This window comes from Pseudomonas sp. 3-2, from assembly GCF_019710535.1.
Lineage (GTDB): Bacteria > Pseudomonadota > Gammaproteobacteria > Pseudomonadales > Pseudomonadaceae > Aquipseudomonas > Aquipseudomonas pharyngis.
Genome location: NZ_CP081200.1, coordinates 596,670 through 621,121, shown reverse-complemented (window position 1 = coordinate 621,121; position 24,452 = coordinate 596,670). Strand labels below are relative to the sequence as shown.

At 60.0% G+C, this 24,452-nt stretch carries 18 protein-coding genes and 2 tRNA genes; 5 read left to right on the top strand and 15 right to left on the bottom strand.

Annotation, left to right across the window (positions count from 1 at the left end):
• Positions 1 to 11: 11 nt before the first annotated feature.
• A complete protein-coding gene (locus K3819_RS02700) occupies positions 12 to 2,315 on the bottom strand; it encodes a YgiQ family radical SAM protein (protein ID WP_007950699.1) in 2,304 nt (767 codons plus the stop codon).
• Between the two features lie 159 nt (positions 2,316 to 2,474).
• Between K3819_RS02700 and K3819_RS02695 the strand changes: the two genes are divergently transcribed.
• A complete protein-coding gene (locus tag K3819_RS02695) occupies positions 2,475 to 5,054 on the top strand; it encodes a hypothetical protein (protein WP_221398580.1) in 2,580 nt (859 codons plus the stop codon).
• A 9-nt stretch (positions 5,055 to 5,063) separates the two neighbouring features.
• On the opposite strand, the gene dnaB is transcribed toward K3819_RS02695, so the two are convergent.
• The 7 genes from dnaB to rnr all read right to left on the bottom strand — a co-directional run bounded on the left by dnaB (position 5,064) and on the right by rnr (position 12,363).
• Positions 5,064 to 6,461: a replicative DNA helicase gene (dnaB, locus tag K3819_RS02690; RefSeq protein WP_011332193.1), complete on the bottom strand. Its 1,398-nt coding sequence runs from the start codon at positions 6,459 to 6,461 to the stop codon at positions 5,064 to 5,066.
• Between the two features lie 120 nt (positions 6,462 to 6,581).
• Positions 6,582 to 7,028, bottom strand: a complete 447-nt coding sequence (rplI, locus tag K3819_RS02685; RefSeq protein WP_003186385.1) for a 50S ribosomal protein L9 — start codon at positions 7,026 to 7,028, stop codon at positions 6,582 to 6,584.
• Between the two features lie 19 nt (positions 7,029 to 7,047).
• On the bottom strand, positions 7,048 to 7,938 hold the full coding sequence (locus K3819_RS02680) for a hypothetical protein (protein WP_064593113.1): 891 nt from the start codon (positions 7,936 to 7,938) through the stop codon (positions 7,048 to 7,050).
• A gap of 36 nt (positions 7,939 to 7,974) precedes the next feature.
• Positions 7,975 to 8,205, bottom strand: a complete 231-nt coding sequence (gene rpsR, locus K3819_RS02675) for a 30S ribosomal protein S18 (RefSeq protein ID WP_002551829.1) — start codon at positions 8,203 to 8,205, stop codon at positions 7,975 to 7,977.
• A gap of 28 nt (positions 8,206 to 8,233) precedes the next feature.
• Complete coding sequence (gene rpsF, locus K3819_RS02670) at positions 8,234 to 8,662, bottom strand: 30S ribosomal protein S6 (RefSeq protein WP_007950702.1); 429 nt, start codon at positions 8,660 to 8,662, stop codon at positions 8,234 to 8,236.
• Positions 8,663 to 8,968: 306 nt separating this feature from the next.
• Entirely contained in the window at positions 8,969 to 9,736 is a 768-nt protein-coding gene (gene rlmB / locus K3819_RS02665) for a 23S rRNA (guanosine(2251)-2'-O)-methyltransferase RlmB (RefSeq protein ID WP_007950704.1), read from the bottom strand.
• The gene (gene rnr / locus K3819_RS02660; RefSeq protein WP_064593109.1) at positions 9,733 to 12,363 is read right to left on the bottom strand and encodes a ribonuclease R; all 2,631 of its coding nucleotides are present in this window, start codon (positions 12,361 to 12,363) and stop codon (positions 9,733 to 9,735) included. Before rnr ends, rlmB begins: the two co-directional genes overlap by 4 nt.
• A gap of 224 nt (positions 12,364 to 12,587) precedes the next feature.
• Between rnr and K3819_RS02655 the strand changes: the two genes are divergently transcribed.
• From K3819_RS02655 to K3819_RS02640, 4 genes are all read left to right on the top strand, one after another.
• Positions 12,588 to 12,674: transfer RNA gene (locus K3819_RS02655), tRNA-Leu, on the top strand.
• A 180-nt stretch (positions 12,675 to 12,854) separates the two neighbouring features.
• Positions 12,855 to 12,941, top strand: a tRNA-Leu gene (locus K3819_RS02650).
• Positions 12,942 to 13,132: 191 nt separating this feature from the next.
• Entirely contained in the window at positions 13,133 to 14,143 is a 1,011-nt protein-coding gene (locus tag K3819_RS02645) for an extracellular solute-binding protein (RefSeq protein WP_221398579.1), read from the top strand.
• The gene (locus K3819_RS02640; RefSeq protein WP_221398578.1) at positions 14,143 to 15,708 is read left to right on the top strand and encodes an iron ABC transporter permease; all 1,566 of its coding nucleotides are present in this window, start codon (positions 14,143 to 14,145) and stop codon (positions 15,706 to 15,708) included. The genes K3819_RS02645 and K3819_RS02640 overlap by 1 nt, the downstream gene beginning before the upstream one ends.
• Before the next feature lie 41 nt (positions 15,709 to 15,749).
• On the opposite strand, the gene K3819_RS02635 is transcribed toward K3819_RS02640, so the two are convergent.
• The 7 genes from K3819_RS02635 to hfq all read right to left on the bottom strand — a co-directional run bounded on the left by K3819_RS02635 (position 15,750) and on the right by hfq (position 24,379).
• Positions 15,750 to 17,684 (bottom strand): methyl-accepting chemotaxis protein, encoded by a 1,935-nt coding sequence (locus tag K3819_RS02635; RefSeq protein WP_221398577.1) that lies wholly within the window; start codon positions 17,682 to 17,684, stop codon positions 15,750 to 15,752.
• A gap of 140 nt (positions 17,685 to 17,824) precedes the next feature.
• Entirely contained in the window at positions 17,825 to 19,114 is a 1,290-nt protein-coding gene (locus K3819_RS02630; protein WP_064379102.1) for an adenylosuccinate synthase, read from the bottom strand.
• Positions 19,115 to 19,168: 54 nt separating this feature from the next.
• Positions 19,169 to 20,356 carry an ATP phosphoribosyltransferase regulatory subunit gene (locus tag K3819_RS02625; protein ID WP_011332186.1) on the bottom strand — a complete coding sequence of 396 codons (1,188 nt, stop codon included), beginning with the start codon at positions 20,354 to 20,356 and terminating at the stop codon, positions 19,169 to 19,171.
• 313 nt (positions 20,357 to 20,669) lie between these two features.
• Complete coding sequence (gene hflC, locus K3819_RS02620) at positions 20,670 to 21,539, bottom strand: protease modulator HflC (protein ID WP_007950723.1); 870 nt, start codon at positions 21,537 to 21,539, stop codon at positions 20,670 to 20,672.
• Positions 21,539 to 22,708, bottom strand: a complete 1,170-nt coding sequence (gene hflK, locus K3819_RS02615) for an FtsH protease activity modulator HflK (protein ID WP_039766653.1) — start codon at positions 22,706 to 22,708, stop codon at positions 21,539 to 21,541. Before hflK ends, hflC begins: the two co-directional genes overlap by 1 nt.
• A gap of 96 nt (positions 22,709 to 22,804) precedes the next feature.
• Positions 22,805 to 24,106, bottom strand: a complete 1,302-nt coding sequence (hflX, locus tag K3819_RS02610) for a ribosome rescue GTPase HflX (RefSeq protein WP_007950725.1) — start codon at positions 24,104 to 24,106, stop codon at positions 22,805 to 22,807.
• 12 nt (positions 24,107 to 24,118) lie between these two features.
• Complete coding sequence (hfq, locus tag K3819_RS02605) at positions 24,119 to 24,379, bottom strand: RNA chaperone Hfq (RefSeq protein ID WP_007902656.1); 261 nt, start codon at positions 24,377 to 24,379, stop codon at positions 24,119 to 24,121.
• Positions 24,380 to 24,452: the final 73 nt, after the last annotated feature.

Below are 24,452 nucleotides of genomic sequence, written 5' to 3'. Positions count from 1 at the left end.
TCAAGTGCGTTTCAGCGCGGTACGACCGGCTTGCGTGCCGGTTTCGGGCCTTTGCCTTTCGCCGCTTCCTTGCGCTCCTTGGCGGCCTGCTGGTTGCGGGCGAATGCCGCGGCCTTGGCCTGTTCACGCTTGTCCCAAGGATTGCCGCCGTCACTGGCGCGCGGAGGCAGACCGGTGTGCTGCGTGAGGATCTTGGTGGTCTTCTCTTTCGCGACCTTGTGGCTGCCGGCCGGCGTCGAGTTTTTGCGACGGGCACTCTGATAGCTGTCGGTGGCCGGCTGGTGCAGCGGGATCAACTGGTTCTTGCCCGGCCCGATCAGGTCGGCACGGCCCATGCGGGTCAGCGCTTCACGCAGCATCGGCCAGCCTTTCGGGTCGTGATAACGCAGGAACGCCTTGTGCAGACGACGCTGCTCTTCGCTCTTGACGATGGTCACGCCGTCGCTCTTGTAGGTGACCTTGCGCAGCGGGTTCTTGCCCGAGTGGTACATCGCGGTGGCGGTAGCCATCGGCGACGGATAGAACGCCTGCACCTGGTCGGCGCGGAAGCCGTTGCCCTTGAGCCACAGGGCCAGGTTCATCATGTCTTCGTCGGTGGTGCCCGGGTGCGCGGCGATGAAGTACGGGATCAGGTACTGCTCTTTCCCCGCCTCCTTGGTGTACTTCTCGAACATGCGCTTGAAGCGATCGTAGGTGCCGATCCCCGGTTTCATCATCTGGTTGAGCGGACCTTCCTCGGTGTGTTCCGGGGCGATCTTCAGGTAACCGCCGACGTGGTGGGTCACCAGCTCCTTGACGTATTCCGGCGACTCGACCGCGAGGTCGTAACGCAGGCCGGAGGCGATCAGGATCTTCTTCACACCCGGCAACGCACGGGCGCTGCGGTACAGCTGAATCAGCGACGAGTGGTCGGTGTTCAGGTTCGGGCAGATGCCCGGGAACACGCAGGACGGCTTGCGGCACGCGGATTCGATTTCCGGGCTCTTGCAGGCAATGCGGTACATGTTCGCGGTCGGGCCGCCGAGGTCGGAAATGACGCCGGTGAAGCCCGGCACCTTGTCGCGGATCTCTTCGATTTCGCGAATGATCGACTCTTCGGAACGGTTCTGGATGATCCGGCCTTCGTGCTCGGTGATCGAGCAGAAGGTGCAGCCGCCAAAGCAGCCACGCATGATGTTCACCGAGAAGCGGATCATGTCGTAGGCCGGGATTTTTTCCTTGCCGTACGCAGGATGCGGAACACGTGCGTAAGGCATGCCGAACACGTAGTCCATTTCTTCAGTGGTCATCGGAATCGGCGGCGGGTTGAACCAGACGTCGATCTCGCCATGCTTCTGCACCAGCGCACGGGCGTTGCCCGGGTTGGTTTCCAGGTGCAGCACGCGGTTGGCGTGGGCGTACAGAACCGGGTCGTTACGCACCTTTTCCATCGACGGCAGGCGGATCACGGTCTTGTCGCGGGTCATTTTCGGGCTGGCCAGGATCTGCACGACCTTGGCTTCTTCCGGGTCTTCAACCGGGCCCTTCTCCTGCTCGATCGCGCAAGCCTGAGTGTCCTGGGTGTTCACATACGGGTTGATGATCTTGTCGATCTTGCCCGGACGGTCGATGCGCGTGGAGTCGACTTCGTACCAGCCCGCGGGAGTGTCGCGACGGATGAACGCGGTGCCGCGCACATCGGTGATGTCTTCGATCTTGTGACCGTAGGACAGACGCTGGGCGACTTCGACAATCGCCCGCTCGGCGTTGCCGTACAGCAGGATGTCGGCGCTGGCATCGATCAGGATCGAGTTGCGCACGCGATCCTGCCAGTAGTCGTAGTGGGCGATGCGGCGCAGGGAGGCTTCGATACCGCCGAGCACGATCGGCACGTGCTTGTAGGCTTCCTTGCAGCGCTGGCTGTAGACCAGGCTCGCGCGATCCGGACGCTTGCCGGCCATTCCGCCCGGGGTGTAGGCATCGTCGGAACGGATTTTCTTGTCGGCAGTGTAGCGGTTGATCATCGAGTCCATGTTGCCGGCCGCGACGCCGAAGAACAGGTTCGGCTCGCCGAGCTTCATGAAGTCGTCTTTGGACTGCCAGTTAGGCTGCGCAATGATCCCGACGCGGAAGCCTTGGGACTCCAGCAGCCGGCCGATGATCGCCATGCCGAAGGACGGGTGATCGACGTAGGCATCACCCGTGACAATGATGATGTCGCAGGAATCCCAGCCAAGCTGATCCATCTCCTCCCTGCTCATCGGCAGGAACGGCGCTGGCCCGAAACATTCGGCCCAATATTTTGGATAGTCAAATAACGGCTTGGCTGCTTGCATGTCGATAACCGGTGTTGGCTTTCATTGAATTCGCGGGCGCGGAATATAGCACAAATTTTGACCAATTCCGACGACTGTGGTCGGTTTCTCTCAGCCTCGTCCACGGCCAAGCACTTTGTTCAACAAATGGGTTCACGACTTATTCAAGGATGAATACACATGCCTGTAAAACCACCCTCCAGAGGCGTCACCACCGTCGAAGTTCACAATCCACCTTCGACTTCAGCGACCAACCGTTCACCACAGACCCCCGCTTCGCCTCTGATTCCCCCGGTCGTACGCCGCCCCCCTTCTCAACCTGCACCGGACAGGACTCCGGCATTTGCAGACCCGGACACGATCTCTCCCGCACCAGCCGTGACCTTCGACGAAATCCATTCCTCCCCGAGGGCAACACCGGTACGTCCTTCGTTTGATACCTATCGCATCCGTTTCTGGTCGCAACTGCCAGAGGCCGATGCGCAAGGCTTCAGAAACTTCAAGGGGCGACTGTTCGTCGATGCGTACGATGGCAGCGTCCTGCAGGTTGGCCTGGACCCTGACAGCCGACTTTACCGGGCAAGGCTGAGCAATGAATTGAATCCCTCGGGCCCTGTTCTCGTTCAGGATCCCCAAAACAAGCGATGGCATCCGGTGGATGATTTCGAGGCTGAACCCATTGCGTTGACCTCCAGTCGACTGGAAGCGTTCAGGACGCCTCTGAATTTCGTCGGTGTCGCGCCGGACAGTGACGGTCTGCACAGCTTCGAAGGTAAGCGCTACGTGATCATCGACAGCCAGGCCTATCAAGTAATGCAGGACGTCGATGCATCCTCTCCCGCACACAAGGTCTGGCGGGTGGTCAAGCCGAAAGATCCTGTCGCCACTGACAGCGAAAACATCTACCGCGCCAGTCGGGGCGGTGAAACGCTGGCCATTGCCCGCACCGCCGACGGTTTTTGGGGTTTCAGTCTCGACGGACTAAAGGGTGGCATGCGTCGCAACGCGCAAGCTCAGGACAGCAAAGCCTATCTGCTTCAACGGCATGAACCCATCAGGAACGCCTTCGATGCCCTGGCCGCATCCAACAGGCGCTATGGCGAACTCTGGGCCAGCTCCGAACACCTGCCTGAGGGAAGTGACGCCGAGAAAGCCGCGCTGATCGAACTCGAAGTGCATGTGATCAAACACACAAGAATGCAGGCCGATTACGTCAAATCACTGATCGATAACAAGGACTGGTTGCTACTGCTCAAGGCTGGCGGGCTCTACAAAACCGAGCTTCATGCTCAGCAGATCAACAGAATCGACTACCTCAACAAATTGATTGCGGTCATGGATCGCAGGGTTCTGCCAACCCTGGATGTGATTACCGTCGAGTCGCTGAAGCGCAACCTTGTCCATCTCAACAAAAAGCTGAAGATCATGGACGATCGCCAGGCTGTGATGGATCAGATTCTAAAAGCTGATCGTAGCGCCCAAGGGGAGCTGGATGACATGAATCGCGGAATCCCCACTGTTGACCAGATCAACACCAGTAAATACAACATTTTCCTGCGCCTGATTTCCGACGATCCACAAAACCCGTCAAATCATGGCATGCGCACTGCCATGTCGATGCACTTGCTCAAACATGACCTGAACGAAGTTTCCGGATATCCCGAACCTCTCGCGCTGCAACTGGCGATCGAGAGCATCAAAAGCGACAGGGCCGGATTGTTGGCATTGATCACTTCGACACCCCCTACAAGGGCAGAGTACGTCAATCAGGCACTGTCACTGATGGATACCTTCGAATCGAAAATCGAAACCCGGCTGAATGAAATCTATGATCGGGTTGGCAGCAACAACGAACTGCCTGGCGACGATCATGATATCGACTTCGACTTCCTCCCGGCGCAACCTTCAGGAGCCGCCGAAATCGCAGCGCCGCGAAAGTTGTTCCGAACCCGTCAACATGGCACCTACCGGGTACTGGTGGGCGTTCAGGACACCGCTGCGGACGGCAGTGTCACGCTCAATGTTCCCGACATCTTCAAACCGAACGATCCACCTCAACGGTACGAGAAGAGAGAGGGTGAATGGCGGCCAGTGCGCCCCGCCCCGGCACCGGTTCCCAAACCTCAGCTGATGAACGAAGCCACAGCACGCCTTGGCAACGTGGAGGCGCATCTTGCCCAGGCAAGGATGATGGAAAACCGAAGGGACAACCCGACCACCATTGTCGAATACCTGGGGGCCGAGGTGGATCGACTCACAGATCTGGCGAAACGCCTCGAGACCCTCGATCAAATGGCAGTAGACGCTGAAACCACAGGTTTGATCGGGCGTCTGAAAGCTGCCGGCGACTCAATGGACGCCGAAGGCCAGGACATTCTGATACGGATGTATAAAAACAAGGATGTGCTGGACGTCCCGCGCCTGAGCTTCCTGCTCGATCACGCCCAGCTCAAGGTGGTCAAAACGGTGGCGCGCAAGCAACTTGGCAAGGGCAAAGACAGGTCATTTCTCGACGTCTATTCGATCATGGACCGCTCGGACAACACACCATTGTGGGAGGCCCACTTTCATTACGACAGGCAAGACCGCGCTGCGCTGGATTACACCGTCAAGGGTGCACATCTGAAAACGCTGGAGCAGCGCCTGCTCGGCAGCTCGTTTCAACAGCGCGAAGAACAGGCTGGGCGGCCCCACCAACGGATCTGGCGAGAACTCATCAGCCCAAGGGTTGCCCAGAAACTGTTTGATCATCTGGCGTGATCAGTTGCGTTACTCGTCGTCGTCGAAGTTGTAACTGCCCGGCGCGAGGTTTTCGAAACGCGTGTACTTGCCGATGAAGGCCAGGCGGATGAAGCCGATCGGGCCGTTCCGCTGCTTGCCGATGATGATTTCGGCGATGCCCTTGTGTTCGGTTTCCGGGTGATACACCTCGTCCCGGTACACGAACATGATCACGTCGGCGTCCTGCTCGATCGCTCCGGATTCCCGCAAGTCGGAGTTCACCGGACGCTTGTTGGGACGCTGTTCCAGGGAACGGTTGAGCTGCGACAGGGCGACTACCGGGCAGTTGAATTCCTTGGCCAGGGCTTTCAGGGATCGGGAGATCTCGGAAATCTCGTTGGTCCGGTTGTCGCCGCTGGAACCCGGGATCTGCATCAGCTGCAGGTAGTCGATCATGATCAGGCCGATGTCGCCGTGCTCGCGCACCAGACGCCGGGTTCGGGCACGCATCTCCGACGGGCTGATGCCGGCGGTGTCATCGATGAACAGCTTGCGGTCGTTGAGCAGGTTGACCGCCGAGGTCAGGCGCGGCCAGTCGTCGTCTTCCAGTTGGCCGGAACGCACCTTGGTCTGGTCGATACGACCGAGGGACGACAGCATACGCATGATCAGCGATTCGCCTGGCATCTCGAGGGAGTACACCAGCACGACCTTGTCGCTGCGCAACACGGCGTTTTCCACCAGGTTCATCGCGAAAGTCGTCTTACCCATCGAAGGACGGCCGGCGACGATGATCAAGTCGGCCGGTTGCAGTCCGCTGGTTTTCTCGTCGAGGTCGGTGTAGCCGGTGGACAGGCCGGTGATCGAGTCGGCGGTGTTGAACAGGGTATCGATGCGGTCGATGGCCTTGGTCAACAGGTCATTCACCCCCACCGGGCCGCCGGTTTTCGGCCGGGCTTCGGCAATCGCGAAGATCTGCCGCTCGGCTTCGTCGAGGATTTCCTCGGCGGTGCGACCTTCAGGGTTGAAGGCGCTGTCGGCAATTTCCGTGCTGATACCGATCAACTGACGCAACGTCGCACGCTGGCGGACGATCTGCGCATAGGCCTTGATGTTGGCGACGGACGGCGTGTTTTTCGCCAGTTCGCCCAGGTAACCGAGGCCGCCGACTTGCGAGGTCTGTCCTTCCTTGTCCAGTTGCTCGGCAAGGGTCACGACGTCGATCGGCAAGTTCTGATCGGCCAGTTTGGCGATCGCACGGAAAATCAGACGGTGGTCATGTCGGTAGAAATCGCCGTCGGAGACTTGATCGAGCACGCGTTCCCAGGCGTTGTTGTCCAGCATCAGACCACCGAGCACGGCCTGTTCGGCCTCGATGGAATGCGGCGGCACCTTCAGCGCAGCGGTTTGCAGATCGTATTGCTCGGGAGCGGAGATTTCGTTCATGGCCACTTTTTAATCAGGAAAAGCAGGGAGTGCAGAAAGACAAAGGGCACGACCTGTAAACAGGATCGTGCCCGATGTTAACCGTCTGACGGACAGGCCGCCAGTCGATCAGGGTGTTGCTTAAGCTGCTACCACGACAACGCGCACGGTGGCTTCAACTTCGGCGTGCAGGTGCACAGCCACGTCGAATTCACCCACGTTGCGGATGGTGCCGTTCGGCAGACGAACTTCGCTTTTCGCCACTTCAACGCCGGAGGCGGTCAGTGCGTCAGCGATGTCGTGAGTACCGATCGAACCGAACAGCTTGCCTTCGTCGCCAGCGGTGGCAGTGATGGTCACTTCCAGCTCGGCCAGTTGGGCAGCACGGCTTTCAGCCGATGCCTTACGGTCTGCGGCGGCTTTTTCCAGCTCAGCGCGACGCTCTTCGAACGCAGCCAGGTTGGCAGCGGTCGCAGCGGTGGCTTTGCCGAAAGGCAGCAGGTAGTTACGGCCGTAACCGGCCTTAACGTTTACTTTGTCGCCCAGGTTGCCCAGGTTGGCGATTTTTTCCAGAAGGATCAGTTGCATGTGGAAATCCTCTTAACTTTTAACCTTCACCGTTCGCGTTATCGGTGTCTTTCGACACCCGACCGCGAAAATCAATCAGGCTGTCGACAATGGCCAGAACCACGAGCAACGGATAGATCAGCTGCATGAACAGCAACAGCGTCACGTACAACCCCACCAGCCAGAAACCGGCCAGTCGCCTTTGCGCCACCAGCCCGTGAATCAGGGCCAGCCCGGCGAACACCAGCGGCACACTGCACAACGGCGTCAACATGGCCATCTGTGCACCGAGATTCGGGCCCAGAAGCATCAACGCCAGCAGCAACATCGCCGGTCCCAGCGGGATCCGGATGGCGCGAAACTCGCGACCAAAACCACCCGGGTTGTATAACAACGCCTGCCAATAACGCCCGACAATCAGGCTCAGCACGCTGACGATCTGCAACAAGGCCGCAATCAGGCCGGTCAGGACCGGTGCGATCAGCGACGCGAAACGCGCCTGCTCGTCTACCGACAATTGTTGGTAGGCATCGCCGAGAAGCGCGGGCATGACCTTTACCAAGGCCTGCGCCAGCATCTCGATCTGGGGCGCGAACACCGCCCCGAGCACCACTGAAAACACCAGCCCCATTGCTACGCTGACCAGCAGCGTACGGACCCAGGACTCGCTTGCGCGCAATACCAGCGCAAGCCCCGAAGACCCCAGCAGCACCAGAAGTGCCCGTGGGTCATCGGCATACAACCACCAGATCAATGCTGGCAGCAGTCCCAGCGACACGACGCCCAGGGCGTCGGCCAATCCGCGCCGCAGAAGCACAAGGCTCCCGGCGGCAGCACCCAACCAATACAACAACGGCAATGTTGCACACCCGGCCACTACGAGAGTGGCCTGCATACGGCCGCGCATGATGAACTCAGCTAAGGCACGCATGCATTCAATCCTTTGCTACTTGTCGACTGCCCGGTCTCAGCGGCCGTGGCTGTCGGTGTAGGCCAGCAGGGCCAGGAAGCGGGCGCGCTTGATAGCGGTGGCCAGCTGACGCTGATAACGAGCTTTGGTACCGGTGATGCGGCTTGGAACGATTTTGCCGGTCTCGGATACGTAGGCTTTCAGAGTGTTGAGATCTTTGTAGTCGATCTCCTTCACGTCTTCAGCGGTGAAGCGGCAAAATTTACGACGACGGAAGAAACGTGCCATTTGATAGGCTCCTTAAAAGGTCCGTGGATTACTCGTCAGCGTTATCGCTGTTGTCGCTGTCGCTATCGCTGTCATCGCCATCGGCGCTGCCATCGTGCTCAGGACGTTCGCGACGCTCACGGCGCTCACTGCGGTTTTCTTCAGCCTTGAGCATCTCGGACTGGCCGGTAACGGCTTCGTCGCGACGGATGACCAGGTTACGGATCACAGCATCGTTGTAGCGGAAGTTGTCTTCCAGCTCGGCCAGGGCCTTGCCAGTGCACTCAACGTTCAGCATCACGTAGTGAGCCTTGTGAACATTGTTGATTGCGTAGGCCAGTTGACGACGGCCCCAGTCTTCCAGACGGTGGATTTTGCCGCCGTCTTCTTCGATCAGCTTGGTGTAACGCTCAACCATGCCGCCGACTTGCTCGCTCTGGTCAGGGTGGACCAGAAAGATGATTTCGTAATGACGCATGAATGCTCCTTACGGGTTGTAGCCTGCCGCTCAAAAACGGTCAGACAAGGAGTGAATGACACTTATGGACTTGCTGGCGCGGGGCACATGCATGCCTGCCGCCACAGCAAGGGGCGCAATTGTAGAGAAGGGACTGAAGAGGTGCAAGGCAATTGGTGATTATTTGAACAGTCACACTTTCTGCCACACCAGAAAACACTGTGGGAGCGAGCCTGCTCGCGATGGCGGCTTAACATCCAACAATGATGCTGAATGTAACTCCGCTTCGCGAGCAGGCTCGCTCCCACATTTATGACGCCGTGAGGCTTAAGCCTTTTTGGCAGCCGCCTTGGCCTTGGCACCGCGCTGACGCTGGGCTTCGAACAGGCACACGCCGGTCGCAACCGAGACATTGAGACTGCTGACGCTACCGGCCATCGGCAAGTGCACCAGGTAATCGCAATGCTCGCGGGTCAGGCGGCGCATGCCTTTGCCTTCGGCACCCATGATCAGGATGGTTGGGCCGGTCAGGTCCTGGTCATAGATGCTGACTTCGGCCTCACCCGCCGTACCAACAATCCATAACCCACGCTGCTGGAGTTTTTCCAGGGTGCGCGCAAGGTTGGTGACAGCTACCAGCGGGATCACTTCCGCCGCGCCGCAAGCCACTTTACGTACGACAGGCGTCAGGGTGGCCGACTTGTCTTTCGGCACGATGACCGCCAGCGCACCGGCAGCGTCCGCCGAACGCAGGCAGGCGCCGAGGTTGTGCGGGTCGGTCACGCCGTCGAGCACCAGCAACAGCGGCGCGCCTTCGGTGCGATCGAGCAGCTCGTCGAGCATCGCCTCGCCCCAGACCTGGCTCGGACTGACGTCCGCCACCACGCCCTGGTGCACGCCTTCAACCCAGGCGTCCATTTCGCGGCGCTCGGCCTGACCGATCTGGACCCGGTTTTCGTTGGCCAACTCGATCAGCGTTTGCACGCGCGGATCGTTGCGACTCTCGGCCAGCCAGATCTGCTTGACGCGTTTAGGGTGGTGACGCAGCAACGCTTCTACCGCGTGAACGCCGTAGATTTTTTCCAACTGACTCATGACTTCGCCTTCGGTTTACGCGCCCCGCCACTTTTGGCTGGAGCGGAACCCGCTTTCGGCGGGCCTTTACGGTGTTTGCTCGGTTTGGCTGGCTTGCCGCCGGAAGCCTTGTCAGGCGCCGACCGTCCGGCCTTTCCCCCGGACGCCGCTTTACCACCGTTTTTGGCATCGGCCAGCAAGGCCTTCTTCAATTCACGGCTTTTGCGCAGCTCGGCGTTTTTCGCCACGGCATCGCTCGGACGATAGGCCTCGACAGCCTTCTCCTTGGCCGGACGACGGCTGGCGGTTTTTGCCGGAGCCTTTTCTTCCACAACCTTGGCTGCAGGAGTGGTCGTCTCGGCGCCACGCTTCTTGCGGCCGATCGGCGCGCTGATGGTTTTTTCAGCCATCTCGAAGTCGATCTTGCGCTCGTCGAGATCGACGCGCATGACGCGCACTTCAACGGTATCGCCAAGACGGAAGCTGCGACCGGTGCGCTCACCCGCCAGGCGGTGGTGCACAGGGTCGAAGTGGTAGTAGTCACCCGGCAACGCCGTAACGTGCACCAGACCTTCGACGTAAATATCGGTCAGTTCGACGAACAGCCCGAAACCGGTCACGGCAGTGATCACGCCCGGGAACGATTCGCCCACGCGGTCTTTCATGAACTCGCACTTGAGCCAGTTCACCACGTCGCGGGTCGCTTCGTCGGCACGGCGCTCGCTCATCGAGCACTGCTCGCCGAGTTGCTCCAGCGCTGCTTCGTCGTACGGATAGATGCGCGCCTTCGGAATGGTCATCGCACCGGCACGGCGAACGTGCGGGGTGTCCTGTTTCGAATGGATCACGCTGCGGATCGCCCGGTGCGTGAGCAGGTCCGGGTAACGACGGATCGGCGAGGTGAAGTGGGTATAGGCTTCGTAATTCAGGCCGAAGTGGCCTTCGTTCTGGGCGCTGTACACCGCCTGGCTCAGGGAGCGCAGCATCACGGTCTGGATCAGGTGGAAATCCGGACGGTCCTTGATGCTGGCCAACAGGGCCTGATAGTCCTTCGGCGACGGGCCATCCTTGCCTTTGTGCAGGGACAGACCGAGTTCACCCAAGAACGCGCGCAGTTTTTCCAGACGCTCCGGAGGCGGGCCGTCGTGGACACGGTACAGCGCAGGGATCTCGTGCTTCTTCAGGAATTCGGCGGTGGCCACGTTGGCCGCCAGCATGCATTCCTCGATCAGCTTGTGCGCGTCGTTACGGGTGGTCGGACGGATTTCGGCAATCTTGCGCTCGGAACCGAAGATGATCCGGGTTTCCTGCGTTTCGAAATCGATCGCGCCACGTACATGACGGGCAGCCAGCAATACCTTGTACAGCGCGTAGAGTTGCTTGAGGTGCGGCAAGACGTCGGTGTATTCACCGCGCAGCTTGCGCCCTTCTGTCGCTTTCGGCGTTTCCAGCATCGCGCTGACCTTGTTATAGGTCAGACGGGCGTGGGAATGGATCACTGCTTCATAGAAGCAGTAGTCGGTCATTTCGCCGGACTTGGAGATGGTCATCTCGCAAACCATGGCCAGACGGTCGACATGCGGATTCAGCGAGCACAGGCCGTTGGACAACTGCTCCGGGAGCATCGGCACCACGCGCTCGGGGAAGTACACCGAGTTGCCGCGCACCTGGGCTTCGTTGTCCAGAGCCGAACCGATCTTCACATAGCTGGAAACGTCGGCAATCGCCACGTACAACTTCCAGCCGCCGGAGAACAGGCGCAGTTTGCCCGGCTTGGCTTCGCAGTAGACCGCGTCGTCGAAGTCGCGGGCATCTTCGCCGTCGATGGTGACGAACGGCAGATGGCGCAGGTCGACGCGCTTCTCTTTGTCTTTTTCTTCGACTTCCGGCTTGAGCTTGCCGGCTTCCTTCAGAACGGCTTCAGGCCAGACGTGCGGAATGTCGTAGGTGCGCAGGGCGACATCGATTTCCATGCCCGGCGCCATGTAGTTGCCGACCACTTCGATCACATCACCTTGCGGCTGGAAGCGCGGCGTCGGCCAGTGAGTGATTTTCACCTCGACGAACTGACCGATCTGGGCGTTGGCGTTACGGCCCGGCGTCACCAGCACTTCCTGCTGGATCTTCGGGTTGTCCGCGACGACGAAGCCGATACCGCCTTCTTCGAAGTAGCGGCCGACGATGCTTTCGTGGGCACGGGACACCACTTCGACGATCACGCCTTCGCGACGACCGCGACGGTCCAGGCCGGAGACACGGGCCAGGGCACGGTCGCCGTCGAACACCAGACGCATTTGCGCCGGGCTCATGAACAGGTCGTCGGAGCCATCATCCGGCACCAGGAAGCCGAAGCCGTCGCGATGACCGCTGATGCGACCGAGGATCAAGTCGAGCTTGTCCACCGGCGCATACGTGCCACGGCGGGTATAGATCAGTTGAGCGTCGCGCTCCATGGCGCGCAGGCGGCGGCGCAGGGCTTCGATCTGGTCTTCTGTGGTCAGACCAAACTCTTCGACCAGTTGCTCGCGGGCAGCAGGCGAACCTCGATCAGCAAGGTGCTGAAGAATCAGTTCGCGGCTGGGAATAGGGTTTTCATATTTTTCCGCTTCACGAGCGGCCTCGGGATCGAGGGACTGCCAATCGGCCATTAGAGAGTTTTCACCTTGTCTATATGCGGGTTAGTTTGGCATAGGCGCCATCAAACGGGAAATTTCAGACTATAAAGGCCTTTCTAAAGCCCTCTATCGACGTTCGAAAGCCGTTTTGAACACCGCTGGTAAAAAAAATCATTTTTTTTGCCGGCAGGGGTTTACAGTTAAAAAGTCGCTCCGTATAGTGCGCGCCATCGACGACGTACACACGTTGACGAGATGCCCAGGTGGTGAAATTGGTAGACACGCCAGCTTCAGGTGCTGGTGACCTTACGGTCGTGGAAGTTCGAGTCTTCTCCTGGGCACCAATTTCGAGTTTGAGACTAGATCAGTTTCAAGACTCACACAAAAACCCGCGAAAGCGGGTTTTTTGCATTCTGCGCCCCGCTTTTTCTGAAATTGATTTATTAAAATCAAATCAGGGGTTTACAGATCAAAAGGCGCTCCGTATAGTGCGCCACATCAACAGCGGCGACGCTGAAGATGAAGCCCAGATGGTGAAATTGGTAGACACGCCAGCTTCAGGTGCTGGTGACCTTACGGTCGTGGAAGTTCGAGTCTTCTTCTGGGCACCAATTCAAATTCAAGGTCACGATCTTGAATCTCACAAAAACCCGCGAAAGCGGGTTTTTGCGTTTCCGGGGTTTGGAAAACCTGAATCCCAACGCCTATCAGACCCACCCCTCCCCTGCAAGGCGCACTTGAGAAACAATATCGTTTATCATTGTTGCAAGTTTTTGCAATGCGACAGTGAGGAACCCTGCGAATGATGTTTCGAAATACCCTACGCCGCGGCTTGACCTTCACCCTGCTCGGCCTGGCCCTCGCCACTCCCCTCGCCCAGGCTGCCGACACGGTTTCCCTGACGCTCTACAACGGTCAACACAAGGAAGTCGGCGACGCGATCGCCAAAGCTTTCGAAGCCAAGACCGGCATTCACGTCAATGTGCGCAAGGGTAGCAGCAACCAGCTCGCCAGCCAGATCATCGAAGAAGGCGACCGCTCACCTGCCGACGTCATCTACACCGAAGAATCCCCGCCGCTGAACAACCTCGGCGAGCAAGGCCTGCTGGCCAAGGCTGACGATGCGACCCTGGCCGTTCTGCCGAAAAAATACGTCGCCGGCAACGGCACCTGGATCGGCGTCACCGCCCGGGTTCGCGTGGTGGCCTTCAACCCGAAACTGATCGACGAAAAAGATCTGCCCAAATCGGTGCTGGACTTCGCCGATCCGCAGTGGCAAGGCAAGGTCGGCTTCGTCCCGACCAGCGGCGCGTTCCAGGAACAGGCCGTGGCCATCATCAAAAAGCACGGTCGCGAAGCCGCCGAAGAATGGCTGACCGGCCTGCGCGCCTTCGGCAAGACCTACAGCAATAACATGGTCGCCCTCAAGGCGGTGGAAAACGGCGAAGTCGCCACCGTGCTGGTGAACAACTACTACTGGTTCGCCCTGCAGCGGGAGAAAGGCAAGCTTGATTCCAAACTGCATTACTTCACCGGCGGCGATGTGGGTGGCCTGATCACCGTGTCCAGCGCAGCCGTGCTGAAATCCAGCAAACACCCAAAAGAAGCCCAGCAATTTCTCGCCTACATGGCCAGCGAAGAAGGCCAGCGCGTGATCACCCAGACCACCGCCGAATACCCGCTGCACAAAGGCATGGAGTCGGATCGCGGCCTCAAGCCGTTCAGCGAACTGGAAGCGCCGGATGTCACGCCGGCCGATCTGGGTAATGCCGAAGAGGCGCTGGAGCTGGAACGCGAAGTTGGCCTGAACTGATGACCGCATCGTTATCCGCCCCCGCTACACGCGGGGGTTACGTACCACGGCGCAAACGGCCGTCGATCTGGCTGGTGCTGCCGGTTTTGCTGCTGGTGATCATGAGCCTGTTGCCGCTGGCCTACGTCGGGATCAAAGCCTGGCAGGCGGGCTGGTCCGAGGCGCTGCACTTGCTGTGGCGCCCGTATGTGTTCGGCCTGCTGCGCAACACGCTGGCGCTGATGGTTGGCGTGACCGTGACTTGCGGCGTGATCGGCCTGTCGCTGGCGTGGCTGCTGGAGCGCAGCAATCTGCCGGGCCGACGGCTGTGGGGCGTGATTCTTTGCCTGCCGTTCGCGGTGCCGGCGTTTGTCAGCAGCTTCACCTGGGTTTCGCTCAGCGCGCAGTTCGAAGGACTCGGCGGGGCCATTCTGGTAATGAGCCTGTCGAAATATCCGCTGATCTTTCTGCCGGTGGCCGCCACGCTGCGCAATCTTGATCCATCCCTTGAAGAGTCGGCTCGCACCTTGGGACAGAATCGCTGGGGCGTGTTTTTCCGCGTCACCCTGCCCCTGCTCTGGCCTTCCTTGCTGGCCGGTTCGCTGCTGATTGCGCTGCACATGCTGGTGGAATTCGGCGCACTGTCGATCATCGGCCTGCAAACTTTCACCACCGCGATCTATCAGCAATTCGAACTGGAATTCAGCAATGCCAACGCGGCGATGCTGTCGGCGGTATTGCTGGCGCTGTGCCTGATGCTGTTGTGGCTGGAGTTGCGGGTGCGCGGCAAGGGACGACATGTACGTACCGGCCAAGGTGCGGCGCGTCGGGCTGAACAAGTGCGACTGGGACCTTGGGCGATCGCCGGTCAGCTGTATTGCCTGATGCTGGCGATTGTCGGCAGCGGGATTCCGCTGGGCATGCTGGCCTACTGGCTCGCCGTGGGATCGTCAGCGGCATTCCCGGTTGCGGCGATCACTGAAGCCTTGCTGTCTTCATTGGCGCTATCGCTGGGTGGCGCTGGATTGTGTCTGGTGCTGGCAGTGCCGGTCGGATTGCTGGTGGTGCGCTACAAAGGCCAACTGGCGATCTGGGCCGAACGCCTGCCCTATCTGCTGCACGCCCTGCCGGGATTGGTAATCGCGTTGACGCTGGTGTATTTCGCCCTGCATTACGTGCCGGCGCTGTACCAGACCTCCGCGTTATTGCTGATTGCGTATGCACTGCTGTTTCTGCCGCTGGCTCAGGCGCCGATCCGCACGGCGTTGAACAAGGCCGCGCCGCAACTCGAAGAAGCCGCCCGCACCCTCGGCGCCTCCTCGTTCACGGCGTTCTGTCGGGTGACTTTACCGATCATCTTCCCGGCACTGGGCGCAGCCTTTGCGCTGGTGTTTCTGGATGCCATGAAAGAACTGACGGCTACATTGCTGCTGAGTCCGACCGGGCTCAACACATTGGCGACTGAAGTCTGGGCGCATACCGCAAATGTCGAGTTCGCAGCCGCAGCGCCTTATGCGGCGTTGTTGATTGTGGTGTCGGGATTGCCCGTCTACCTGCTGACAACCCGGATGTATTTGAGCCGATAAAAAAATCGCAGCCGAAGCTGCGATTTTTTTTGCTCGCACTATCAGGCCCGGAACTGCCCCAGACTGGCCTTGAGCTGCGCCGCCAGACCATCCAGCACCTTGCCGCTGGCCGTGGTCTCGACCACCGCCTGTGCAGCTTTTTCGGCCTGGGCATGAATCGTTTCGACCCGCCCACGCACAGCCTGCGCGCCCTGCGCCTGATGCGCCGCTGCCTGAGTCGCCAGGCCAATCGCCGCATGCACCTGCTCGACCGACGCCTGCACCGACTGCTGCAGTCGCGCGCTGTCACGCAGCACCAGCAAACCTTCGCTCGCTTGACGCCCAGCCTGACCAATCGCCTCGACCGCCTCACGGGCGCCCTGCTGCAGGGCCACGATGTGCGCCTGAATGTCGCCGGTGGAGCTTTGGGTCTTGCTCGCCAGCGCCCGGACTTCATCCGCCACCACTGCAAACCCGCGACCGGTCTCGCCGGCACGGGCCGCTTCGATGGCCGCGTTGAGCGCCAGCAGGTTGGTTTGCTCGGCGATGCCGTGAATCACGGTCAGCACCACTTCAATCTGCTCGCTCTGCTGTGCCAGCCGCTCAATGACTTTCGCCCCGGTATCGACCTGCCCCGCCAGCGCCTCGATCAAGCTGCCGACCCTGGCCGAGGTGCGAGTGTTCTCGTCGGTGGCCTGACGAATATCCACCACCTGCTTCAACGCCGCCTGCATCGCATGGCTTTCCGACTGAGCCTCATCGGCCATTTGCGACAGCGCTCGCAGGCTTTCGGCCACTTCATCACGCTGCATCCCGGCCGCTGCGTCGGCCCCGGCGTTGCGCAGGGTCATGGCGCCGATTTCCACACCGGTGCGCTGAGCCACATCCCCGGCCTCGCGCACGATCGGCTGCAACTTGTCCACAAAGCGGTTGACCGCCGAGGCCATGTCGCCGATTTCGTCCTTGCTGTTGATCTGCACACGTTTGGTCAGATCACCCTCGCCTGCGGCCAGGTCATCCATGGCGGCGTTGAGCATTTTCAGGCGATTGACGACCCGATAACCGAGCACCACCGCCAGCAGCAACAGCACCCCGGCCCCCACCAGCGCCAGGCCCATGCCGATACGCCAGCGCAGCGTTGCAGCAGCATCCTGCACGGTACTGGTGGTGTTGGCTTTCATCTCGGCAGCTGTGGACTGCGCCGATTGCAGGCGAGCCTGCATGGCGGTGGCGCTGTCGGCAGCGGCGCCCTTGAGGCTGTCACCGACCAGTTGATCGCTGCTGGCAATCAACGCCGTGAAGCGTTGATCGAGCGCCGCCAGATCGGTTTCAACCGAGGCGGTCGAGACACCCATCAGCACCTTGCCGATTTCCACGCCATTGGGGTTGATCGAGGCTTCGAGGTAGTAGACCGACGGATCGTTCTTCGCCGCATCCAACACCTTGTCCAGCGCCCGCTCGCCCTGGCCCTTCTCCAAAAGGGCCTTGTTGATCGGGTTTTCGCGATTAAGGTAGCGGGTCAGATGCTGGCCGGTGGCGTCGTCATACACCACGAACAGCACGTTGGGATTACGCTGGGCCCGGCGGGCGAATTCGGACAGGGTCGGCACGTCGCTGTCCCACATGGCACGGGGCGCCACGGAGGCCAGCAGTTGGGCCATGTCATTGGCCGAATCCTTCAGGTCTTTTTCCAACGTCGCACGCAGCTGCGCCTGCTCTTCCTTCAGACGCGAGGAAAGACCGGCGGTGAGACGCTGACGGGTACTTGAGGAGAGGTTGTCGAGACTCGACGTGACTTCGCGCCCGGCCTGCTCCAGCTCACCGGACAACTTCTGGCTGTCGGCGCCCAGGCGAGTGCCGAGATCGGCTTCCAGCGCGGTGACGGTGCTCCGCGTCAGGGCGACGGCCACCAGCACTTGCACCAAAAGAGCGATACCAAGGGTAACGAACACGGGCCGCAACAGACGGCTTTGTAACAGTGAGAGAACGGCTGACACTTTGAATCCCTCTACGTCTGACGCCATTAATTTGATGGCACTCTTGTAGACAGAATCACAGCAAAGGTCATGCCGTCCAACAGGCATAAACGACAAAGGCCCCGATGAAGGGGCCTTTGTGTTTTTACATCAACGACTTATCAAGCGAACGGATGACGCAGAACGATGGTTTCGTTGCGGTCCGGACCCGTCGAAATAATGTCGATCGGCGCGCCGATCAACTCTTCAACGCGTTTGATGTAGGCACGAGCGTTAGCCGGCAGCTCTTCCAGGGTCTTGGCGCCCACGGTCGATTCGCTCCAGCCTGGCACTTCTTCGTACACAGGCTGCAGGCCCACGTAGCTGTCAGCGTCAGTCGGAGCAACGGCATTGCCTTGCGCGTCTTTGTAACCGGTGCAGATGTTGATGGTTTCCAGGCCGTCGAGTACGTCCAGCTTGGTCAGGCAGATGCCCGAGATGCTGTTCACATCAATAGCACGACGCAGGATAACGGCGTCGAACCAGCCGCAACGACGGGCACGGCCGGTGGTAGCGCCGAACTCGTGACCTTGCTTGGCCAGGTGCGCACCGACTTCGTCGAACAGCTCAGTCGGGAATGGGCCCGAACCTACGCGAGTGGTGTAAGCCTTGGTGATGCCCAGGATGTAGTCCAGGAACATCGGGCCAACGCCCGAACCGGTCGCCACGCCACCCGCGGTGGTGTTGGAGCTGGTCACGTACGGGTAGGTGCCGTGGTCGATGTCGAGCAACGAACCCTGGGCGCCTTCGAACATGATGTCTTTGCCGGCGCGACGCAGGTCGTGCAGCTCGGCAGTCACGTCCAGCATCAGCGGCTTGAGCAGCTCGGCGTATTCCTTGCACTCGGCCAGAGTCTTTTCGTACTCGATGGCAGGCTCTTTGTAGTAACCGACCAGCATGAAGTTGTGGTAGTCCACCAGCTCACGCAGCTTGTCTTCAAAGCGCGGCATGTTGAGCAGATCGCCAACACGCAAACCGCGACGTGCAACCTTGTCTTCGTAAGCCGGGCCGATGCCGCGACCGGTCGTACCGATCTTCAGCTCGCCGCGGGCCTTTTCACGGGCCTGGTCCAGCGCCACGTGGAAGGACAGGATCAGCGGGCAGGAAGGGCTGATGCGCAGGCGCTCGCGCACCGGTACGCCTTTCTCTTCCAGCTTGGTGATCTCGCGCAGCAGGGCGTCAGGTGCAACCACCACGCCGTTGCCGATCAGGCACTGCACGCCTTCGCGCAGCACGCCCGAAGGGATCAGGTGCAAGACGGTTTTTTCACCGTCGATCACCAGAGTGTGACCGGCGTTGTGGCCACCCTGGTAGCGCACTACGGCGGCAGCATGTTCGGTCAGCAGATCAACGATCTTGCCTTTGCCCTCATCACCCCATTGGGTGCCCAGGACTACGACATTCTTACCCATAACACTTGTCCTCATTCGCGCAAACTTGGTGCCGGCGTCAGCCGGCAGGAAAACTCAAGAAGCCAGTGGCGATACTTGCCAAAGCCCGTTCTGCTGGATCAATTGCCGGTCGCAGTCCGCATCACGGGCGGCGGCCAAAGGTTGTCCAGGCAATGCCTGAACGACACGCTGACCCTCACTGCGCAACTGGCAAACCTGCTGCCAGAGTGCCGCATCCGTACTGTCAGGCATCCAGATACCGCCAGACGGTAGCTCGATCTCAGCACGCCCCAGGGTCACCAGGGTTTTCAAATCGGTGGAGAAGCCGGTGGCCGGACGGGCGCGACCGAAGTCGGCGCCGATGTCGTCGTAACGACCGCCCTGGGCGATGGACTGGCCAACACCCGGCACGAATACCGCAAACACCACACCGGTGTGGTAGTGATAACCGCGCAGTTCGCCCAGATCGAAGTACAGCGGCAGCTCCGGGAAGCGCACCGACAGACGCTCGGCGATCGCCAGCAAATCTTCCAGCGCCGCCAGTACCGGCGCCGGCGCATTGGCCAGACGCTCGCGGGCAGCGCTCAGCACTTCACGGCCGCCGCACAGGTCGACCAGCGCGCGCAACATGCCGGACAGATCGGCCGGCAGGCCTTCGGTCAGGGTAATGACCTCGTCGATGGCCTTGCGTTGCAATGCATCGAACAACTGCTGCTCGACTTCACCCGACAGACCGGCCGCCTGGGCCAGACCGCGGTAGATGCCGACATGCCCGAGGTCCATGTGCACGTCCGGCACATCGGCCAGTTGCAGCATGGCCAGCATCAGGCTGATGACTTCAACGTCGCTGCTCGGGCTGGCATCGCCGTACAACTCGGCGCCCAGTTGGATCGGGCTGCGCGAGGACGACAAGGCACGCGGCTGGGCATGCAGCACGCTGCCGGCGTAGCACAGGCGGCTCGGGCCTTCGCGACGCAGGGTGTGCGCATCGATGCGCGCCACTTGCGGCGTGATGTCGGCACGGAAACCCATCTGCCGGCCCGATTGCGGGTCGATGACCTTGAAGGTACGCAGATCCAGGTCCTGGCCCGCGCCGGTCAGCAGGGATTCCAGGTACTCGATATGGGGAGTCACGACAAACTCGTAACCCCAGCTCTGGAACAGATCCAACACCTGACGACGCGCGACTTCAATGCGCGCCGCTTCCGGTGGCAGTACTTCTTCGATGCCATCTGGCAGCAGCCAGCGGTCTACCGTTGCCATTACGCCATTCCCCTTAGATCCGGGCGGCCAGCCCGAGGGCGAGCCTTGAGTGAAGCAGAAAATGACCGGCCCGTTCAAAACGCACGCGCATGAACGACGCGGCGAAAGGCCTGTTACCGGCTTCGCCCATCACTTTCCTCGAAAAACTGTCGGGCCATTCAACCCGATCTTCTGCAACAAAAACAGCAATCAAACGTGCAGACGCAAAAAAGCCGGGAATTTCCCGGCTGCCGCATCATACACACGTTTTCCCAAAGGATCACCCCGCCCGAGGTATTAGCCGCCGGGCGGAATGATTCAGGTCAACGTCGTATCAAGGCTTGGACTTTTCCAGATAACGGAAGAAGTCACTGCTTGGGTCGAGGACCAGGACGTCGGATTTGTTCGCGAAGCTTTCACGGTAGGCACGCAGGCTACGGTAGAAACCGTAGAACTCCTGATCCTGGCCGTAGGCCTTGGAGTAGATCGCAGCGGCCTGGGCATCACCGTCACCGCGAATCTCTTCGGATTCACGATAGGCTTCAGCCAGCAGCACACGGCGTTGACGATCGGCGTCGGCACGGATGCCTTCGGCCAGCTCGTTACCCTTGGCGCGGTGCTCGCGAGCTTCACGCTCACGCTCGGTGCTCATACGTTCGAACACACTGCGGTTCACTTCTTTCGGCAGATCGATGGCCTTGACCCGGACATCGACCACTTCGATACCCAGCTCCTTTTCCGCCATCTTGTTCAGCGATGCGGTGATGTCAGCCATCAGCGCATCACGCTCACCGGACACGACTTCGTGCAGGGTGCGCTTACCGAACTGGTCACGCAGACCCGATTCCAGTCGACGGGACAGACGCTCGTCGGCAATCTGCTTGAGGCCGGAGGTTGCAGTGTAGAAGCGCTCGGCATCTTTCACGCGCCACTTGGCATAGGCATCGACCATCACGGCTTTCTTTTCCAGCGTCAGGAAGCGCTGTGTCGGTGCATCCAGCGTCATCAGACGTGCGTCGAATTTACGCACCTGGTTAACGTAAGGCACTTTCACATGCAGACCTGGCTGAACATCAGCCTGAACCACGCGACCGAACTGCAGCAACACCGCACGCTCGGTCTGAGCCACGATGTAGAAACAGTTCCAGCCAACCAGTACCACGACAACGCCAACGATCAGGGCGATCAGCGATTTATTGCTCATCAGCGGGTCTCCCTTGTACGCGACTGCGGCACGTCAGTGACATGCGGCGTGACGTCCGTGTTGTTGCTGGCGGCAGCCGAACCGGTGACCGGTGCATTGCTGCCCGAACTGTTCTGAATCATTTTGTCCAGCGGCAGGTAAAGCAGGTTGCTCTGGCCGTTCTTGTTGCCGGTCACGAGAACCTTGCTGGTGCTGCTGAAGACTTCCTGCATGGTGTCCAGGTACAGACGCTGGCGAGTGACCTCGGGCGCCTTGCGATACTCGGCGACCAGCTTGGTGAAGCGATCCGCCTCACCCTTGGCGCGCGAGACCGTTTCGTCACGGTAACCGTTGGCATCTTCAAGGATGCGCTGGGCCTGACCACGGGCTTCCGGCACCACGCCGTTGGCGTAGGTTTCAGCCTGGTTGCGCGAACGCTGCTCGTCTTCACGGGCGCGGATCACGTCATCGAAGGCTTCCTGCACTTCACGCGGTGCCGCTGCGCTCTGTACGTTGACCTGGGTGACGGTGATACCGGTGCGATAGGTATCGAGGAAACGTTGCAGACGCTCCTTGATCTCGCTGGCCATCAGCTCACGACCTTCGGTCAGCACCTGGTCCATCGCGGTGGAACCCACCACATGGCGCAGCGCACTGTCGGTCGCATGTTGCAGGCTGATTTCCGGCTGGTCGACGTTCAGCACGAAGTCCTGCAGGTTGCTGATCTTGTACTGCACGGTCAGCGGCACTTCGACGATGTTCTCGTCTTCGGTCAGCATCTGGCCCTGCTTGGTGTAGGCACGCTCACGCGTGACGTTCTCCATGTACTTCTTGTCGATCGGCGGGAAGTAGATGTTCAGGCCGGGACCGACAGTCTCGTAGTACTTGCCGAAGCGCAGCACCACGGCCTGCTCCTGCTCGTCCACGACGTACACCGCGCTGTACAGCCAGACGGCCGCCAGCACGACAAGGCCGATGCCGAGCAGGCCGCCGAAGCCGCCGCTCTTGCCCGAGCCACCACCGTCATCACCGCGTTTTTTTCCACCACCGAACAACCCGTTCAGGCTTTCCTGCAGCTTTCGGAAGGCCTCGTCGAGATCCGGCGGCCCCTTGCGGTCGCCGTTGTTGCGACGCTTGCCACCCCAAGGATCCTGATTGTTCGAGTTGCCACCCGGCTCATTCCAAGCCATAGCGCTCTCCATCTGATAAAGCAAAGACGCACCCACGGCGCGCCGACCAATGCTACAGAATGCCTGCCGTTGCGGCACAACCGCTTTGCCAGGCTTTTATTGCAAAGTGTGTTGCTCGATGAACTCCGTCGGCACAACGCCTTCACGACTGACCAGTCGATTGAGCTCCGAGCGTGGCAATCGAACGGCCAGCAAGCTGACCCCTTCTTCGTCGTGTTCTTCTTTCTGTACCGCGCCCAACTCGAAGAACTGTGCACGCAGACGCGCGAACCGCTGAGGCAGGCGCAGGGTTCCCACGAACAGGTCACTGCCCAACAACTCGGCAATCGCCTGCTCGAGCAATTCCAGACCGGTGCCATCACGCGCCGACAGCCAGACCCGCTGGGGCTTGCCGTTTTCATCGCGCTGGATTTGTGGCTCAACGCCTTCAAGCAAATCGAGTTTGTTATAGACCTCGAGGATCGGCAAGTCCTGGGCACCGATCTCGCCCAGCACCACCATCACCTGCTCGATCTGCAACATGCGATCCGGTTCGGCCGCATCGATCACGTGCAACAGCAGGTCGGAGTTGCTCGACTCTTCGAGCGTAGACCGAAATGCCTCGACCAGTTTGTGCGGCAAGTGGCGGATGAAGCCCACGGTGTCGGCCAGGACAATCGGCCCCAGGTCGTCCAGATCCAGACGGCGCAGGGTCGGATCGAGCGTGGCGAACAGCTGGTCAGCAGCGTACACGTCGGACTTGGTCACGTTATTGAACAGCGTGGATTTACCGGCGTTGGTGTATCCCACCAGAGATACGGTAGGGATATCCGCACGCGAGCGGCCGCGACGCGACTGTTCGCGCTGGCTGCGCACTTTCTCCAGCCGGCCCTTGATCTGACGCAGGCGAACCCGCAGCAGTCGCCGGTCGGTTTCGAGCTGGGTTTCACCCGGGCCGCGCATGCCGATACCGCCACCCTGACGCTCAAGGTGAGTCCAGCCGCGAACCAGCCGGGTGCTCATGTGGTCAAGCTGGGCCAGTTCGACCTGGAGCTTGCCCTCATGGGTACGGGCGCGTTGGGCGAAAATATCGAGAATCAGACCGGTACGGTCGATCACGCGACACTCGAAAACACGTTCGAGGTTACGTTCCTGACTGGGCGTGAGGACGTGATTGAAGATCACCAGATCAGCTTCTTCGGCGTGGACCAGGTCGCGCAGTTCCTCGACCTTGCCGCTGCCAATCAGGTATTTGGCGGTTGGCCGATGACGCGGCACGTTAAAAAACGCAACGGTCTCGGCGCCAGCCGAATTTGCCAGTTCCTGAAACTCCTGCGGATCTTCGCGCGCCTCAGGGTCCTGTCCATCCAAGTGAACGAGGATGACTCGTTCACCACCACCGTGGCGCTCAAAGAACAAAGGAGACTCCTATCAGGCGTTACCTGGCTCAGCGTCACCTGCTTCGGATTCGGTTGCGCTTGGCAGACGAATTGGACGAACCGGCACGACTGTAGAGATAGCGTGTTTGTAAACCATCTGGCTGACGGTGTTCTTCAGCAGGATAACGAACTGGTCGAACGACTCGATCGTGCCTTGCAGTTTGATCCCGTTCACCAGGTAGATGGAAACCCCCACTTTCTCTTTACGTAAAGTATTCAAGTAAGGGTCTTGTAGCGAATGCCCTTTTGACATGTGCCGCACTCCTTTAAGGATTCAATATAAAAAATAGGTAAACAGATGGCTTTTGCCGCCACACCCCCAAGGA